Here is a 15,528-nt window from a genome sequence, read left to right as displayed (position 1 = left end):
TCCGTAAGAATATTGTGAATATTCTTAACCAATTCAGATAGTGATTTAATCCGCCTCATTTTTGCTAAGTTAATCAATCCTCATTATTCTGCGGTTGGTTATTCTACTTTTCATCCGTTATCCTCTGAGGCACAATGAGAATGACATTTCTGCCATGTTGGGTTGGCAGTGAAACACATTCTTTCTTATATATAGGTTATGAAATATGACTGATTTAACCGAAAAGCAAAAACAATACGTTGACGACCTCGCCATGCAACAAGTCTTTGATATGAATAATGATGATGTACTGGTTAACGCGTTAGAGCAGAAAATTCATAATCTGGAAGCCCATTTAAAAAATTATTTCCATGAACGTGTCCAATTTCACAAAAATAATAAGAAATAATATTTAACTTGTCCCTCTGCCGATGTCTTCTTGGGCCTCGGCATCTTTACCTGCATATTTTCCTACCTTTATTATATCGATAATAAGAATCATTTGATTTAAAACATAATCTTTTTAGAATCGCATTATGGAACATATTAAAATTCGCAATATATGCTAAAATTTTGGCGTTTATTGTAAGTTTTATTCTTTCGTTTTATTTATCATTCACGCCTTTATATTTATTAGATAATTGAGTCCACTATGACACGCAATCAACTCAGCACAGTGCTGCTTATTTCATCTTGCTTGGTAATTCCAACAAGTTTTGCCGATAGCGATACTCCCCTATTCTCTGTCAGTATGACAGAATCGGGTGTTCCAAAAAATAATGCTGAAGGTGGCGTGACTCGCTCATCCAGCACGGAATCCCGAGTGTTACCCATTTGGGGAGATGAGGCACGCGCCCAAGGTTACGATATTCCAGAACCTTTTGGGGTGAGCTATGGCTACATGAACCTGCGTCAAGATGTCGTAGTGGATAAAATTGGTTTTAGTTCCAACTCTGGCTTAGATTTAGGTAAAATTCTAACTATTGAAACTGGCCATACTCGCAGTAAAAACCAATCCCATATGTTAAAACTCGATACTTGGGTATTTCCTTTTATGAATGTCTATGGTGTATATGGAAAAACGAAAGGTTCATCAACCACCAACTTAACTAACGTAGAAGCGAAATTAGGTCCTTTTAAACTTCCAATTGGAAAAAATCTTCCATTCGAATTAGATTATGAAGGTAAATCTTATGGTGGTGGAGTCACTTTTGCAGGTGGCTATAACCAATTTTTCAGTACATTAGATATGAATTACACACGAACAAGCCTTGATATCCTAGATGGTGATATTACTGCTTTTGTTGTAACACCGCGTATTGGTTATGAATTTATATTTGAACCATTGATTGCAGGGCAAGGTAATACCAAAATTCAGGTTTGGACTGGAGCCATGTACCAAGATATTACCCAACGCTTTAAAGGTGATGTAAGCAAATTAGATCTACCTCCAGAATTAAATAAATGGATGGCATTAGCACCTCCTGACACTAAATTCGACGTCGAACAACATCTCGCCCATAAATGGAATAATACCGTCGGCGCCCGAGTGGAATTAACTCGCAACTTTAACGTCCTCACAGAAATCGGTTTTAACAACCGTAATAGCTTCTTTATTTCTGGGGAATTCCGTTTTTAATGCTGCGACATCACTGTCTAGAAAGGCTGATATTACTCAGCCTTTTTATTTCTTTCGCCCCACAGGCTCAAATACTTCCCGAGCGTAACACCATCGATGGCTGGTTAAGCGAGCTTGGCGGTGAAAATAGCTTTGATGAGAGCAAAACTATCGACTGGGGTGTATTACCCGGACCATTTTATACGCCTGAAATGGGTATCGGTATTGGTACTGCTCTCGTTGGCTTATACCGTATCGACAAACAAGACACATTGACTCAGCCATCCTCTATTGGCGTGAGTGGCTTTGCATCCTCAACCGGTGCCTTTGGTGTTAACTTTACCAATTATAATTTCATTGATAACGACCAATGGCGTCTGTTTGTTTCCGGCACTATCAATAATATTCCGACCTATTATTGGGGCAAAGGTTATACCGCGGGCAAAAAAGACAGCAATAAAGAAAAGTATCATTCCCAAGAATTTCAGATTACCCCCCGCGCCCTATATAAGTTGGGTGATTCCGCCTATGTTGGCCTAGGTTGGAATTTTTCATCAATTAATGCGAGCGATCCCGATGATGGCGCAAAAGAATACTTTTCCCAATCCACTGGGGGGCGCTCTACCATTAATTCGGGCGTGAGTGCTTATTACAGTTATGACACGCGTGATTTCTTACCTAATGCACATAATGGCCAAGCTCTCGAAGTTATCTATACTTATTTTGCACCGAGTTTGGGTAGTGATACGCGTTTTCAAACCACACAATTGCAATATGCCTATTACCATGAGCTTTCTGAAAAAACGGTCATTGCCATTGATAACTATGCCCGTTTCTCAACAGGTGAAGTACCATGGAACCAGCTATCTTTATTAGGTAATAGTAACCGCATGCGTGGCTATTACGAAGGACGATATCGAGATAATAATATTTTGACGAGCCAAGTCGAGTTGCGGCATAAATTAGATTGGCGCCATGGTGTTGTAGGTTGGCTAGGAACAGGCACCATGAGTAACTCGCCATCAGAACTCGGCAGTGGTCACTGGCTCCCCACGGCGGGAGTGGGTTATCGTTTTGAATTTAAACCACGAATGAATGTTAGGTTAGATTTTGGTGTCGGTCGCAACAGTACCGGATTCTATTTTCAAGTAGGTGAATCTTTCTAATGCTCAAATACATTATTATCTCGTGCATTTTGTTCGCGTTAGTGGCTTGTCAAAACCGCGAACAACTTCAGCTCCCTACCGCGACGACGGACCTTGCCAGTATTCCTATTGAGGAAGCCTCTCAAATTTGGCCAGTTCTTAGTTCTCTAGGTGCCCCTCAAGGGCTAAGAGCTTGTTGTGCATTTGGTTATAATATTCGAGCAGAGATCTCTGGCGTCCCAGTTCCTTTCTATCTTATCGACAATATCGTTGAGGCCAATAAACTTGGTGAGCATCATTATAATGATAGCTACCTTGCCGCAACGGCAGATATTGTCGGGTTAAATAGCGAAAAAGTGGGGCTCGTCTATACCACAGACGGCGGCTTTATTGATATTGCCCACGTACGTGATACCGCTGACTATACTTTATACTTATTCAGCCAAATCTACCCAAATTTGGGTAAAGAATGGACATTAAAACTCAGTGATGAACTGGCTAGCCGGCAAATTCACTTTAACTCGTTTACCCCACCTGAATCGGCGGTAGAACGCTATACGTTGAGTACTTACCTTGCCGCGAAACTGGCTTTTCAATTAGCGGCATGGCATGAAATCGCACAATGGTATGGCTATCAGTCTGTTCCTGGCTTTTCTGAAGGCGTGTCCGCTTTTTCTCCTGAAGATTTATATTCCAACCTCCTTGGGGCTCGCTTAGCCAGTTCATTGATATTACAGGGGCGAGCAGAATCCTTAGCTATCTTCTCACATTCCTTAGAAACGATACTCCCTGTTGCTTTAAATGAGCTTGGCGCATTTAATAAAGAAAAAACTCGAGAAGTTTTTGATCGAGTCGATGGAATATGGTGGGATAGTTCAAAACGCGTTCCAAATAAATTTTTGTTATTAACCCGGGATTATGATGTGGCAGATAGCCGTTACCCATTTTTACCCACACAAACAATCCCTCACAAAGGGTTAAAACTCAGTTTACCTGACGAATATGCGGGATATTCATTAGCAAAATTAGCGCAGTTCCGGTTGGTACCTACGGATAAAATGGCACAACTTCCTGTTCCAGAAAAATATTGGACGATTGATGATTTTTCGACTCTCGCAGAACAAGCTAAAATTGAAGATCAAAAACAACAAACTCGTACTTTGAAAAAGTAAAATTTCCAGTCTAATTTTGTCACATTATTCGTCATCTATGGTCAAAAAAGCCCATATTTTTTGGCCATTTCTAGTCATCATAGTTTGCCTTCATTTGATTTTCATACAAACCATAAGTGTTCATAAAATGCGAAAACGGGTGATTTGAGCTAAAAATAACCACCTTAATGGTTATATTTTAACCATAATAACCTTATAAAAACAAAGTTAATTGATTGTATTTTAAACGAATTTAGCTTAAAACAGATGATTTCATTTTGAAATAAGTAACCAAAAGTGATAAATAAACATTCTAAAATATAAATAAAGAAATTAATCACCCAATTAAAATCAATAAGTTAATAAAAATAAACCATTCAATACAAAATAATACAGAAGTTTAGCTAATGTGAGTCGGATAAAAGTAGCTCGTGAAAAATTATTCTGATACCATTCGCTCGATTTTTGTTCAGAGATACATAGGAGAAGCAAATGCCCTCTCGAACGATGAGGACAAACGCCGTCTTCGCTTTCTTATTTTTACTTTTATTTTCGAGTCTCAGTTTTGGCTCAACCAGTACTAGTACGATGCTGAAAAAAGACTTTGCACTGAAGCAAGCGCAAAGTACAAATCAAGCACAAACACCATTGCCTGATTTGCGTAAATACCCGTCTGGTACTGCACGTAAGAAAGCGTTTTTAAAAACGGTTGTCCCTGTGATTGAAAAAGTCAATCAACAGATCATGGAAGAACGTAACTGGCTACTGTCAGTACGTACAAATGCCAAATGGAGCGCACAAGAACTACGTCGCCTGACTCAGATCTGTGATAGCTATGGCATTAACTGCAGCAACCCAAAACGTATTAATTGGGATAAACTGTTAAGTCGTGTTGATATCATGCCAACACATTTAGTTGCGACACAAGCAGCAACAGAGTCTGGTTGGGGTACATCTCAGCTTGCTCAACAAAATGGAAATTTATTTGGGATGCGCTGTGGTAGCGGCTGTCAGACCAAGAAAGGAAAGATTAAAGGCTATTCAACGTACTCTTCAGTGGAAGAGACAGTAACAGCCTATATGAAGAACATGAATACCCATAATGCGTATGAGTCATTACGTCATTCACGCGCTAAGCAGCGTAAATCGCAAGATGAGCTAGACTCAGTCAAGCTGATTAATGACATGAAAGGGTACTCAGAATTAGGTTCGTCATATAACCGCTATCTGAAAGAGATGTACGCGAGCAACGAAGAATTGATTACACAAGCTCAAAAAAGAGCAGCGACTCGCAGTTAATTTGTATCAACACACCAGGTACAACAATATAAAAATCCACTTTTTCGGAAGTGGATTTTTTTTGCAGTTTTTCTCATCCACTCGAAATATGACAACCCACCCCACCCCAGCTATACTTCTTAGACTTTGAATCTTGAATCTTGAATCTTGAATCGTTTATTTTTCTTTTCATCCTCCGTTTTACTCTAAATAATTCGGATTTTAGGTAGGCGGCAAGAGAAGATATCTCTAGGAGCATACATAAGTATGTGACTAGAGTAGCTGAGCGTAGCCAACACCCCTAGAATTCGAAGTATGACGAGTAAATTGAAATATGACGAAATTCCGATTGCATAGGGGAAAAGAATAAATATTATGGTGCACCATAACAATTAACATCTGAGTCTATTATGAATTTTTTCTCATTTGAGTTTCTTGGCTCGTTTTTGGTTTTTTTTCTTATTTATTGGGGCTGCCAACCCAGCGCAAAATTACAAAATGGGTTGCTAATCACCGCTAGCTATTTTTTTGTTTATTCCTTTAGCCCTGATTTTGCTTATATTCTATTTGGCTACACATTATTTATCTATTTACTAACCAATTGGGCAACCGTTTGGTTATCCAATCGCTGGATTTACACCCTTTTAGGTATTGCCATCATTGGCTGCTTTACCGCATTTAAATACTATTCTTTCTTTCAAGAAACCATACAACAGACTCTCGATAAATTTGGATTCAGTGTTGGGTTACCGATCCTTGAATTATTGGCTCCGTTAGGTCTTTCTTTCTACGCATTCCATTCGGTAAGTTATACGGTGTCTGTGTGCCGTAAAGAAATTGAAAAAGCAGATTTTTTTGATGTGGTACTGTATTTGGCTTTCTTCCCAAGTATTGTGGCGGGTCCAATTAATCGCGCAAAAAACTTTCTACCACAAATTCAGGCAGAAAGTCGCAACATCCTTGATTCTCGACGCGCCATTTTGCTGATTAGCTTAGCGCTGGTGAAGCTTTTTCTGTTTAGTTCTTATCTGGCTGAAAATTATGTTAACCCCGTTTTTGATGCCCCAACAGGCTATAGCGCGGGCGAAATATTAATTGCTACCTATGCCTATGCGTGGAATATCTACTTTAACTTTTCCGGTTATACCAATCTGGTCACCGGTATTGCATTACTGTTAGGTTTCAACGTACCTCTAAACTTTAATGCCCCTTATTTAGCGACTAACTTACAAGATTTTTGGAAGCGCTGGCATATTAGTTTATCGACCTTCATTCGCGACTATGTGTATATTCCATTGGGTGGTAACCGTAAGGGATTTACCCGAATGAACATTAACGCATTCTTAGCCATGGTGATTTCGGGTTTATGGCACGGTGCAGCAATGACGTTTGTTGTATGGGGAGCGATTCACGGTTTAGGGATTGTATTCCTGAGCCTTAAGAATTTCTGCATGCAAAAGCTAGGTTGGAATTGGTCGCTACCAAATCAAACATTATCAACTTGGTTATCACGTATTATTACGTTTCATTTTGTCTGTTTTGCTTGGATATTTTTCCGTAGCCCGTCCTTCGATGATGCGATGGTGATGCTGAATCAATTTATTGAACCCGGATTTATCGCCTCGATTAGCGCTAACCTTGGATTACTGATCCCATTTTGGCTATTGTTCCTTGCCTATCCTTATTTTGTTCAAGGCTACCAATATGTTGCCAAAAAACATCAAGATATCGCTTGGTATTATTACCCTATCCCATTAGCCATTGTTCTGACTATTATGTTTATGCTTTCACCTTCAGGCATGCCAGGATTTATCTATGCTAACTTCTGAGTTTAAAAATAACCTGAAAAAAACAGGGAAAGTCCTTTTTATCGTCCTTATTACGGGCTTGCTATTGATTTGGTTGAACCAAGGCTCACTGGAACGATTCTGGCAGCAAAAGTACCATCAAGATACCCCATGGTCGAAAATGATGGGCAATCCCGTTTGGGACTACGGCAGCGCGTTACACGATGGGGTGCAAGAAGCGGGGCTCACTTTTGCCTATCACGCTTCTGGACAAAAAGCCGCAGATGATAAACAAGCCGCTCAAATAGCTGACAGTAATGACGCGTTAAAATTTCCTGATGATTTCCGGGTTGGGCTACACTTTGTTAACGGCTATATCTACCCAGCCGAAAGTTTATCAGTGACGTTTCCAGAATTGCTAAAACGGCCACAAGCACGAGCCAAGAATTCAACACGCGCTTTCGTTGGGGTCAATCTGGCGAGTCCAGAAGGACCTATTACCCCAAAACATATCGCTAAGATTACTGCGGGAGATCAAGTGCTATTTGCAGGGGACTCCATGATGCAGGGTATCGCTCCCCATGTTAAAAACATGCTATTGAAAAAGTATAATATAGACAGCATTAACTTGAGTAAGCAGAGTACGGGTCTTGCCTACCCGCGTTTCTTTAACTGGCCAGAAACTATCGCCAAAGCGTTAAATGATAATCCCAATATTAAGGTGTTAGTGGTCTTTTTAGGGCCTAATGACCCATGGGATATGCCGCCGCAGACAGGCTATAAATATGTGAAGTTCAAGAGTGAAGAGTGGGAGCAAGTGTACCGCTCGCGCATCAATGATATATTAGCCACCGCTCGCCAACATAACGTCGATGTTATTTGGGTCGGTCCGCCGAATATGCGCAAAAATAACCTGTCCGATGGCATGAAGTTCCTACGCAGTCTTTATCAGTCCGAAGTCGAAAAGTATGGCGAAATGTACATTTCTGCCAACGATGTCTTTAAGTATAAAAATGACGACTATTCTGACTATATTGGTGATGGCAGCAATGCTATAAAATTGCGCAGTGGTGATGGGATCCATTTCAGTGGTAAAGGGCAACAAATGATTGCCGAACGTGTATTTTCACTGATCCATTTCGAAGAGGGAGACAAGGAGCCTCATGAAACTGAACAACTTGCGTCAAGCCAAGAGCAAGCTACTCTCGACTAGCGTCGTCACGTTGTTGGCATTAGGTTTAATCTCTTGCCAAACGCCTGACAATCAACGTGGTAAAACCTCACAACCAAAATGGTCTGCATCTACAGAGCAAGGGCAATTGGTGAATAATGGGGAACCCAATCTGGGTCTTTTGGCGTCTAAATTACGCCAAGGTAGCCAACAAGTGCATATCGTTCAAATCGGCGATTCGCACACAGCGGCAGATTTTTTCAGCGGGGAGTTACGCACATTATTTCAGCAACGCTATGGTGATGCGGGGCCAGGATTTGTACCGCCTATTTCGGTACCCGGCCAACGTACTGCCACGATTAATCGGGTGAGTGATAAAGCTGATTGGACACTCGCATCGAGTCGCAAAGATGAGCGATTTGACTACCCTCTGGGTGGGTTGATTGCCGAGCCACACTCCAATAGCAGCAATGTACTGTTAAAACCATTGCAACCAGTACAGAACAGTTACCGTCTACAAGCGCTTTATCAGAGTTCGGCAAATAGCCAGATGAAGGTATCACCGTCGTCGTCATCCATGGTGACATTACCTGCGACCGGTAATAATTGGCAATTTTCGGCACCAGTGAATACACAGTTACCCTCTCAAGTATCAATGAGCCAACAAGGTAACCTGAAAGTCGGTGGATGGTTAGTGCGTTCAAACAAGCCGGGAGTCATGTTATCTGCGGTAGGGTTAAATGGTGCCACCATCAATATGTTGGATAAATGGCAATCTCAATGGAGTGCCACATTAGCTGAAATATCTCCTGACATGGTGATTTTAGCTTTCGGTACCAATGAAGCCTTTAACGATACATTGAACTTGACGGCTTATGAGCAGAGCCTCAGAGAGAAAATTCGTCAAATTCGCCAGCAAATGCCGAATGCGGTGATTATGTTAGTGGGGCCAAGCGACTCAATTAAGTTTAGTAGCGCCGCAGGCTGTACAGCACAAATGCCTGTGAATTTGATGAATGTTATCCGCATTCAAAAAGCGGTTGCAGCTCAAGAGCACACACTATTTTGGGATTGGCAGGCCTACATGGGCGGTCCTTGCTCTATTCGTTCGTGGGCAGCCCAAGGTTTAGCGCGCCCAGACAATGTGCATTTCTCTGCGGATGGCTATAAGAAAAGCGCTCAGGCTCTTTACAGCCAGTTTAATCAGATGTTGAAGTAATGAATAAAGCTCGTATTGTGTGAGCAGCAGTCAAAACTACAAAAGCCAGCTTATCGAAATAAGCTGGCTTTTTCTTTTGAGTGGAGCTGAGGAAGAAAACTTACAGGAAGCTAAAGAAAACCATCCCAACAATGGCACCCGTGGTACCTAGAATAGTTTCCATTACAGACCATGTTTTCAGCGTTTGAGCTTCTGTTGCGCCCGTAAATTTACCGAATAGCCAGAAACCGGAGTCGTTCACATGGCTCAGAATTAATGAACCACCGGAGATACAGATAGATAGCGCTGCCAATTGAGCTCCGGAATAGCCCAGTTCACCGATAACAGGCAAGACTAAGCCAACCGTCGTTAAACATGCCACCGTAGCAGAACCTTGGATCACACGAACCGCACCCGCTAAGACAAAGCACGCAATGGCAATTGGCAAGCCAGCGCCAATCAAAGAGTCGCCTAATGCAGGACCAACGCCAGAATCAACCAACACTTGCTTGAATACACCACCTGCACCGGTCACTAACAGGATAATACCCGCGGGTTGAATTGCCGCAGAACATACCGCCATCACACGCTCTTTATCCATGCCGTAGCGGAAACCGAGGCCATAAATTGCCAGTAAACATGCTAATAATAATGCAGTGAATGGGTGACCAATAAATTCTAACCAATGTTCTACGTTAGAGCCTTTTTCAACAAAGTGGGTACCAATGGTTTTTAATCCCACTAACAGCAGCGGGAACAGCACTAAACTTAAGCTGAATGCAAAGCTTGGTACTTTACCGTTAGCTGCTTGAGGTGCTTCGTAGTCAGCCGGAATATCGATATGGACGAATTTGCTGATAAAGTTACCAAACAGTGGTCCGGCTAAAATCATACCTGGGATAGCTGCACATAAACCAATCAGGATCATCCAACCGTAATCAGCGCCCATTTGTGATGCAACTAGCATCGGTGTAGGACCCGGTAATAAGAATGCTGCCGCAGCGGCAACACCTGCAAATAGAGGAATAGCTAAACGAACCACGTTATGACCAGTACGGTTTGCTACCGCAAAGACCACCCCAATCAACAATACGATCGCAACGTCAAAAAACAGAGGCAATGCACAAATCAAACCTGCCACGCCCACAGCGTAATGCGCTCGCTTTTCACCAAAAGCTGTCAGTAACTTATGTGCCACCTGATCCAACGCACCAGTTTCATGCAAGATTTTCCCGAACATGGCACCTAGAGCGACAACTATCGCTAAGAAACCAAGTGTTCCCGCCATTCCTTTTTGCATAGTTGCGGTGATATCTTGGATTGGCATCCCAGAAAATAATCCAGCGCCAATGGATACAATCATTAATGCCACGAACGCATGTAAGCGGGCATACATTACTAAGAATAATAGTAAGACTACCGAGCCAACAGCGGTCAGTACTAACGTAAGGGTACTTAATGTTTCTACAGGAGCATTCATACCTTATCCCCAGCCATGATTTGACGAATAGTTGAGCACGTATTATCGATGACTACATCCAAAGATGGACGAATATCAATCGCATACGCATCAGTTTCTTGTTCATTTGGTTCTTGTAATGCCTCAAACTGTGATTTCAACATTTCTGGTTTGAAGAAATGACCACGACGCGCTCTCAAACGCTCTTCAATCACTATTGCATCCCCTTTCAAGTAGATGAAATAGAGATTTTTATTATCGTTTCTAAGAATATCGCGGTAGCTTTTTTTCAAAGCAGAACAAACTACTAATGAAATTTGATTCGTTCTTTGCATAGCAAAAATTGCACCGTTCAGTGCTTCTAACCAAGGGCGACGGTCATCATCATTCAGCGCGTGTCCTGATGCCATTTTCATAATATTAGCTTTAGGGTGTAAAAAATCCCCATCAAGAAAAGCAGCTTGTAGCTGCTGAGCAACGCCGCTAGCGACTGCTGATTTGCCGCTACCCGATACCCCCATTAGGACAAATGTATAGTTTTGATTTTGGGTATCACTCATAGGAATCTCCTCGGGTGTTGAAAAGAAATTATCTGAATATTTTATTAAAATTTAGGTTTATGTTACCGGTAACAGGTTACGGGTAACATTATCTGTATTGAGGGTTTTTTAGCAATTAGATCGGTGAAGAAAAAAGCGGAATTGTGATGATACTCGCAATAATATTTAGCTGACTCGATAGCAGCAAACTAGATACTTTCACCTGTCAGTAACTTAAAACCAACATCAAACTGTTTGTGCGCTAATTTTTCTCCACGCATTCTTGCCAGCAGGACTTCAGCCGCCTTACGCCCCATTTGATCTCTAGGGGTTAAAATACTTGCTAATTTTGGCGTCATCACCTGCCCGACATCATGACCATGGAAACCTGAGATAGCTAAATCCGTCGGCACTTTGATCCCTAAACGTTGGCACTCAAAAATAGCGCCTATTGCTAAGTCATCGTTTGTGCAGAATAACCCATCCGCATCAGGGTATTTTTCGCGACACTCTTGAAGTAATTGGGCACCTAGAGAATAAGAGGAGCTTTCCTGAGTCATTAAATTTCGAGGCGTTAATTTGGCATCTAACATTGCCTGTTCGTAGCCTTTTAAGCGGATAATGGTTCGCTCATCCTGCCTAGCTCCCAAGTAGATAACCTTACGACAGCCTCTGGCGATCATCGCTTCGGTCATTTGGCGAGAAGCTTCATAGTTATTGATACCCACCGCCATATCAAGGCAAGGGGAAATACTGTCCATGATTTCCACCACGGGAATACCCGCTGTTTTCAACATACGCAGTGTGCGTTCTGTATGGGTACGCTCGGCCAAAATCACGCCATCAATATTATAAGAAAGTAGCGAGGTTAATCGCTCTTCTTCTTTTTCAGCACGATAACCATAGTGGGCGAGCATGGTTTGATAACCGTGGCGGTCAGTAACTGCTTCAATACCGCGGATCACTTCGGCAAACACTTGGTTGGTCAATGAAGGTAACAATACCCCAATCGCATGACTGGTTGCATTAGAGAGAATATCTGGTGCTTTGTTCGGGATATATCCCAAATCCTCCACCGCATTAGCAATTTTTCCACGCAAAGACTCAGAAACTTGATCCGGGTTGCGTAAAAAGCGGCTCACCGTCATTTTTGTGATACCGACAAGGTCGGCAACGTCTTGCAAAGAGGGTCTTTTATTCTTCATATATCCCATATTTTCAATATGTACGCAGTTATCTTGCGTTATGTTCTGCGATCTGTTGGTGGATAGCAATCCCTTGTTATTGCTTTAAATCACATAAATATCGAGTTTTCCTCAAAGTAGTTGACTCTCTTCCCCGAGTTCGTTAATTTCCGCGTTATATAATTATAAGTATAACGATACTCAATCATCGGCTATGACTATGAATCGACGACGCTTCCTACAATCTTGTGCGGCACTGGCTGTATTTTACTATTTACCTGCATTCAGCCGTGAAAAAATCGCCGAAGCACTATTCGGTCAGTTACCAACCGCTGAAAACCTTCAGCGAGTGATCAGCGCAGGACCACCCGCGGATTTACTCTTATTTGCACTTGCACCTGAGAAAATGGTGGGATTTGCATCGATTTCCCTCAATAAAGGGAAAACTGGATTATTTTCCGAACAATGGCTTTCGCTTCCCATTTATGGTCGTCTTGCTGGGCGAGGAAGTACCTTATCCCTAGAACAGTTGATGGCCTATCACCCCGATTTAATTATAGATACGGGAAACCTCGATGAGACTTATCGCTCTCAAGCAGAAAAAGTGTCTAAACAGACGGGGATCCCCTATTTATTAATGGAAGGGGGGCTTGCCGATGCACCACAGCAGTTGCGCCAATTAGGCAAAATCCTCAATGTCCACCAGCAAGCAGAAAAACTCAGTGCACTAGCAGAACGCTATTTAAAAAATGCCCAACTGTTTGCCCAAAGTCGCCAACAAAATCCCCTAAGTTTTTATCTGGCTCGGGGGGCTAAAGGGTTGCAAACGGGAACAAAAGGCTCGATTCATACTGAAGCTATTGAAATGCTAGGTTTACGTAATGTCGTTGATATCAAAGGATTTCACGGATTAACGGATGTCTCCATGGAGCAACTTTATCAATGGGAGCCAGACATTATTATTACGCAATATGATGAAGCCGTTGAATTAATGACAACCTCACCGTTATGGGAAGGACTCAGCGCCATTACCTCCAATAATTTATTTGTTTTCAGCGGGATGCCTTTTGGTTGGCTAGATGGACCTCCCGGTATTAATCGCTTACTCGGTATGAGAAGGCTACAAAGTCACTTTGATAAGAGTGTCGAGGAAACCATCAAACAGGATATTTTACAGTTCTTTGAACTGTTTTATCATTCACCATTAAGCCCACAACAGGTTGATATGTTGATGGAAATGTCATGACTCGTGGGCTTCTGAATAACAAAGCTAAGCCTCTGTTGTTGTTAATGATCTTTTTGACCTGCCTATTGATAGCGTTAACCAGTGGTAAATACTCACTAACCTTGGGGGAGCTGTATCGTCTCGTGTTCCAAGATACAACGGGTGACCCTCGCAATAACACGGTATTTTGGCAAATTCGTTTCCCTCGAGTACTTGCTGCGATATTAATCGGTGGTGGATTAGCTGTTGCTGGGGCAGCATATCAAGGCATGTTTCGTAATCCATTAGTCTCTCCCGATATATTGGGCGTTTCTGCAGGGGCAGGCGTGGGGGCGGTATTTGGCATATTTTTTGGGCAATCTTTGGTGTATATCCAGCTATTTGCCTTTGCTGGAGGATTACTGGCTGTCGCCGCCGTGTGTTTGATTGCCAAAATGGCACGCCAGCATGATCCTATTTTATCGCTGGTGCTCGTTGGCGTGGCGATTAGTGCGATTTGTGGCTCCGCCATCTCTTTGATGAAAATTCTAGCCGACCCTTATACCCAGCTACCCTCTATCACATTTTGGTTATTAGGAGGGTTATCCTCCATTACCCAGCAGGATTTACTCTCTGTTCTCCCCATTATGGTTATAGGCATTATCCCTTTGCTGCTCCTACGTTGGCGTATGAATTTGCTCAGCCTATCCGATGAGGAAGCCAAAAGCCTCGGTGTCAATGTCAGCTTGAACCGTGGGATTTTTATTATTTGCGCCACATTGATTACCGCAAGTACCGTCTCGATTGCGGGTATTATTGGGTGGATTGGATTGATTGTGCCCCATATCACTAGAATGATAGTGGGCGCTAACTTTCGTCATCAACTTCCGGCATCCATAGCAATTGGTGCAATTTTACTCTTGATCACTGACACACTAGCAAGAACCATTGCGGCTATTGAACTTCCATTGGGCATCCTAACTTCAGCCGTGGGGGCACCGTTCTTTTTAGCCATTTTGTTGCAAACAAGGCGGGTCAAATGAGTATTTTGACACTCAATAACCTCGCGATTGGTTATCACCATCATGCCATTATTGAACATATTAATTTTTCACTGCCCGAGGGGGCGATAACGTGTCTGCTGGGTGCCAATGGATGTGGTAAAACCACCTTGATGAGAACATTGTTAGGGTTGCTACCCGCAATACAGGGAGAGATCCTGCTACAGGGTAAATCCCTGAATGGCTTAAAACCAAGAGATATTGCGAAAGTAATTGCTTACGTACCACAAGCCCACGATACGCCCTTCAGTTTCTCGGTGACGGATATGGTGATAATGGGGCTAACTCCCCACCGCTCTGTATTTTCACTTCCAAGAGAAAAAGAACAAATCGCCGCTATGCAACAACTCCAACAGTTAGGTATTGATCACCTCCGAGAGCGCTTATATAGCACCTTGAGTGGTGGTGAAAAACAGTTGGTTCTCATTGCTAGAGCATTAATTCAAAAGCCCAAATTGCTGATTATGGATGAACCGGCTGCTAGCTTAGACTTTGGTAATCAAATTCGTTTATTACAACAAATAGAAAATCTAAAACAGCATGGAATGACGGTTTTAATGTCCACCCACCACCCACAACATGCAGCGGCCATTGCTGACCATGTGGTGTTGTTGGATAGGCAACAGCAAGCCAGACATGGCTCTGCTCAAAGTATGTTAACACTCACTAACTTGGCAGAGCTTTATAATATCGATGAGCCAAGTATCATGGCTCATTTTCAGCTTCCATCCAATTTTACTTGTTAAGGGCAAGC

At 42.4% G+C, this 15,528-nt stretch carries 14 protein-coding genes; 11 read left to right on the top strand and 3 right to left on the bottom strand.

Annotation, left to right across the window (positions count from 1 at the left end; translation table 11 throughout):
* Window positions 1–205 precede the first annotated feature (205 nt).
* The 8 genes from PR761_RS14395 to PR761_RS14360 all read left to right on the top strand — a co-directional run bounded on the left by PR761_RS14395 (window position 206) and on the right by PR761_RS14360 (window position 9,348).
* Entirely contained in the window at window positions 206–388 is a 183-nt protein-coding gene (locus tag PR761_RS14395; protein ID WP_006816033.1) for a hypothetical protein, read from the top strand.
* Between the two features lie 243 nt (window positions 389–631).
* The gene (locus PR761_RS14390) at window positions 632–1,618 is read left to right on the top strand and encodes a hypothetical protein (protein WP_112836071.1); all 987 of its coding nucleotides are present in this window, start codon (window positions 632–634) and stop codon (window positions 1,616–1,618) included.
* The gene (locus PR761_RS14385; protein ID WP_112836069.1) at window positions 1,618–2,763 is read left to right on the top strand and encodes a BamA/TamA family outer membrane protein; all 1,146 of its coding nucleotides are present in this window, start codon (window positions 1,618–1,620) and stop codon (window positions 2,761–2,763) included. Before PR761_RS14390 ends, PR761_RS14385 begins: the two co-directional genes overlap by 1 nt.
* Complete coding sequence (locus PR761_RS14380) at window positions 2,763–3,914, top strand: DUF4056 domain-containing protein (RefSeq protein ID WP_006816036.1); 1,152 nt, start codon at window positions 2,763–2,765, stop codon at window positions 3,912–3,914. The genes PR761_RS14385 and PR761_RS14380 overlap by 1 nt, the downstream gene beginning before the upstream one ends.
* 471 nt (window positions 3,915–4,385) lie before the next feature.
* Window positions 4,386–5,192 carry a protein bax gene (locus PR761_RS14375; protein ID WP_039855758.1) on the top strand — a complete coding sequence of 269 codons (807 nt, stop codon included), beginning with the start codon at window positions 4,386–4,388 and terminating at the stop codon, window positions 5,190–5,192.
* Between the two features lie 389 nt (window positions 5,193–5,581).
* Window positions 5,582–7,000, top strand: a complete 1,419-nt coding sequence (locus tag PR761_RS14370) for an MBOAT family O-acyltransferase (protein WP_112836067.1) — start codon at window positions 5,582–5,584, stop codon at window positions 6,998–7,000.
* Entirely contained in the window at window positions 6,987–8,171 is a 1,185-nt protein-coding gene (locus PR761_RS14365) for an SGNH/GDSL hydrolase family protein (RefSeq protein WP_112836065.1), read from the top strand. Before PR761_RS14370 ends, PR761_RS14365 begins: the two co-directional genes overlap by 14 nt.
* On the top strand, window positions 8,122–9,348 hold the full coding sequence (locus PR761_RS14360) for an SGNH/GDSL hydrolase family protein (protein WP_112836063.1): 1,227 nt from the start codon (window positions 8,122–8,124) through the stop codon (window positions 9,346–9,348). Before PR761_RS14365 ends, PR761_RS14360 begins: the two co-directional genes overlap by 50 nt.
* A 100-nt stretch (window positions 9,349–9,448) precedes the next feature.
* Here the strand turns inward: PR761_RS14360 and gntU are convergent, their stop codons facing one another.
* From gntU to gntR, 3 genes are all read right to left on the bottom strand, one after another.
* Complete coding sequence (gntU, locus tag PR761_RS14355; protein WP_112836061.1) at window positions 9,449–10,807, bottom strand: gluconate transporter; 1,359 nt, start codon at window positions 10,805–10,807, stop codon at window positions 9,449–9,451.
* Entirely contained in the window at window positions 10,804–11,346 is a 543-nt protein-coding gene (gene gntK / locus PR761_RS14350) for a gluconokinase (protein ID WP_006816043.1), read from the bottom strand. Before gntK ends, gntU begins: the two co-directional genes overlap by 4 nt.
* Window positions 11,347–11,534: 188 nt before the next feature.
* Window positions 11,535–12,530: a gluconate operon transcriptional repressor GntR gene (gene gntR / locus PR761_RS14345; protein WP_039855762.1), complete on the bottom strand. Its 996-nt coding sequence runs from the start codon at window positions 12,528–12,530 to the stop codon at window positions 11,535–11,537.
* A 193-nt stretch (window positions 12,531–12,723) separates the two neighbouring features.
* On the opposite strand from gntR, the gene PR761_RS14340 reads away from it, so the two are divergent.
* From PR761_RS14340 to PR761_RS14330, 3 genes are read left to right on the top strand one after another with little or no spacing between them, the layout of a single operon-like run.
* Window positions 12,724–13,755, top strand: a complete 1,032-nt coding sequence (locus PR761_RS14340) for an ABC transporter substrate-binding protein (protein ID WP_006816045.1) — start codon at window positions 12,724–12,726, stop codon at window positions 13,753–13,755.
* On the top strand, window positions 13,752–14,756 hold the full coding sequence (locus tag PR761_RS14335) for a FecCD family ABC transporter permease (protein WP_006816046.1): 1,005 nt from the start codon (window positions 13,752–13,754) through the stop codon (window positions 14,754–14,756). Before PR761_RS14340 ends, PR761_RS14335 begins: the two co-directional genes overlap by 4 nt.
* Window positions 14,753–15,520, top strand: a complete 768-nt coding sequence (locus tag PR761_RS14330) for an ABC transporter ATP-binding protein (protein ID WP_006816047.1) — start codon at window positions 14,753–14,755, stop codon at window positions 15,518–15,520. Before PR761_RS14335 ends, PR761_RS14330 begins: the two co-directional genes overlap by 4 nt.
* The last annotated feature ends 8 nt before the right edge of the window (window positions 15,521–15,528 follow it).

It is taken from the genome of Providencia sp. PROV210 (assembly GCF_028479445.1).
GTDB classification, from domain to species: domain Bacteria; phylum Pseudomonadota; class Gammaproteobacteria; order Enterobacterales; family Enterobacteriaceae; genus Providencia; species Providencia rustigianii.
Note: the sequence above shows the minus strand (reverse complement) of the source record. Positions and strands in the feature narration are given on the sequence as shown.

Coding starts and splice junctions, on each gene's coding strand:
- PR761_RS14395 (WP_006816033.1), top strand. CDS start 206: ATGACTGATTTAACCGAAAAGCAAAAACAATACGTTGACGACCTCGCC.
- PR761_RS14390 (WP_112836071.1), top strand. CDS start 632: ATGACACGCAATCAACTCAGCACAGTGCTGCTTATTTCATCTTGCTTG.
- PR761_RS14385 (WP_112836069.1), top strand. CDS start 1,618: ATGCTGCGACATCACTGTCTAGAAAGGCTGATATTACTCAGCCTTTTT.
- PR761_RS14380 (WP_006816036.1), top strand. CDS start 2,763: ATGCTCAAATACATTATTATCTCGTGCATTTTGTTCGCGTTAGTGGCT.
- PR761_RS14375 (WP_039855758.1), top strand. CDS start 4,386: ATGCCCTCTCGAACGATGAGGACAAACGCCGTCTTCGCTTTCTTATTT.
- PR761_RS14370 (WP_112836067.1), top strand. CDS start 5,582: ATGAATTTTTTCTCATTTGAGTTTCTTGGCTCGTTTTTGGTTTTTTTT.
- PR761_RS14365 (WP_112836065.1), top strand. CDS start 6,987: ATGCTAACTTCTGAGTTTAAAAATAACCTGAAAAAAACAGGGAAAGTC.
- PR761_RS14360 (WP_112836063.1), top strand. CDS start 8,122: ATGAAACTGAACAACTTGCGTCAAGCCAAGAGCAAGCTACTCTCGACT.
- gntU (WP_112836061.1), bottom strand. CDS start 10,807: ATGAATGCTCCTGTAGAAACATTAAGTACCCTTACGTTAGTACTGACC.
- gntK (WP_006816043.1), bottom strand. CDS start 11,346: ATGAGTGATACCCAAAATCAAAACTATACATTTGTCCTAATGGGGGTA.
- gntR (WP_039855762.1), bottom strand. CDS start 12,530: ATGAAGAATAAAAGACCCTCTTTGCAAGACGTTGCCGACCTTGTCGGT.
- PR761_RS14340 (WP_006816045.1), top strand. CDS start 12,724: ATGACTATGAATCGACGACGCTTCCTACAATCTTGTGCGGCACTGGCT.
- PR761_RS14335 (WP_006816046.1), top strand. CDS start 13,752: ATGACTCGTGGGCTTCTGAATAACAAAGCTAAGCCTCTGTTGTTGTTA.
- PR761_RS14330 (WP_006816047.1), top strand. CDS start 14,753: ATGAGTATTTTGACACTCAATAACCTCGCGATTGGTTATCACCATCAT.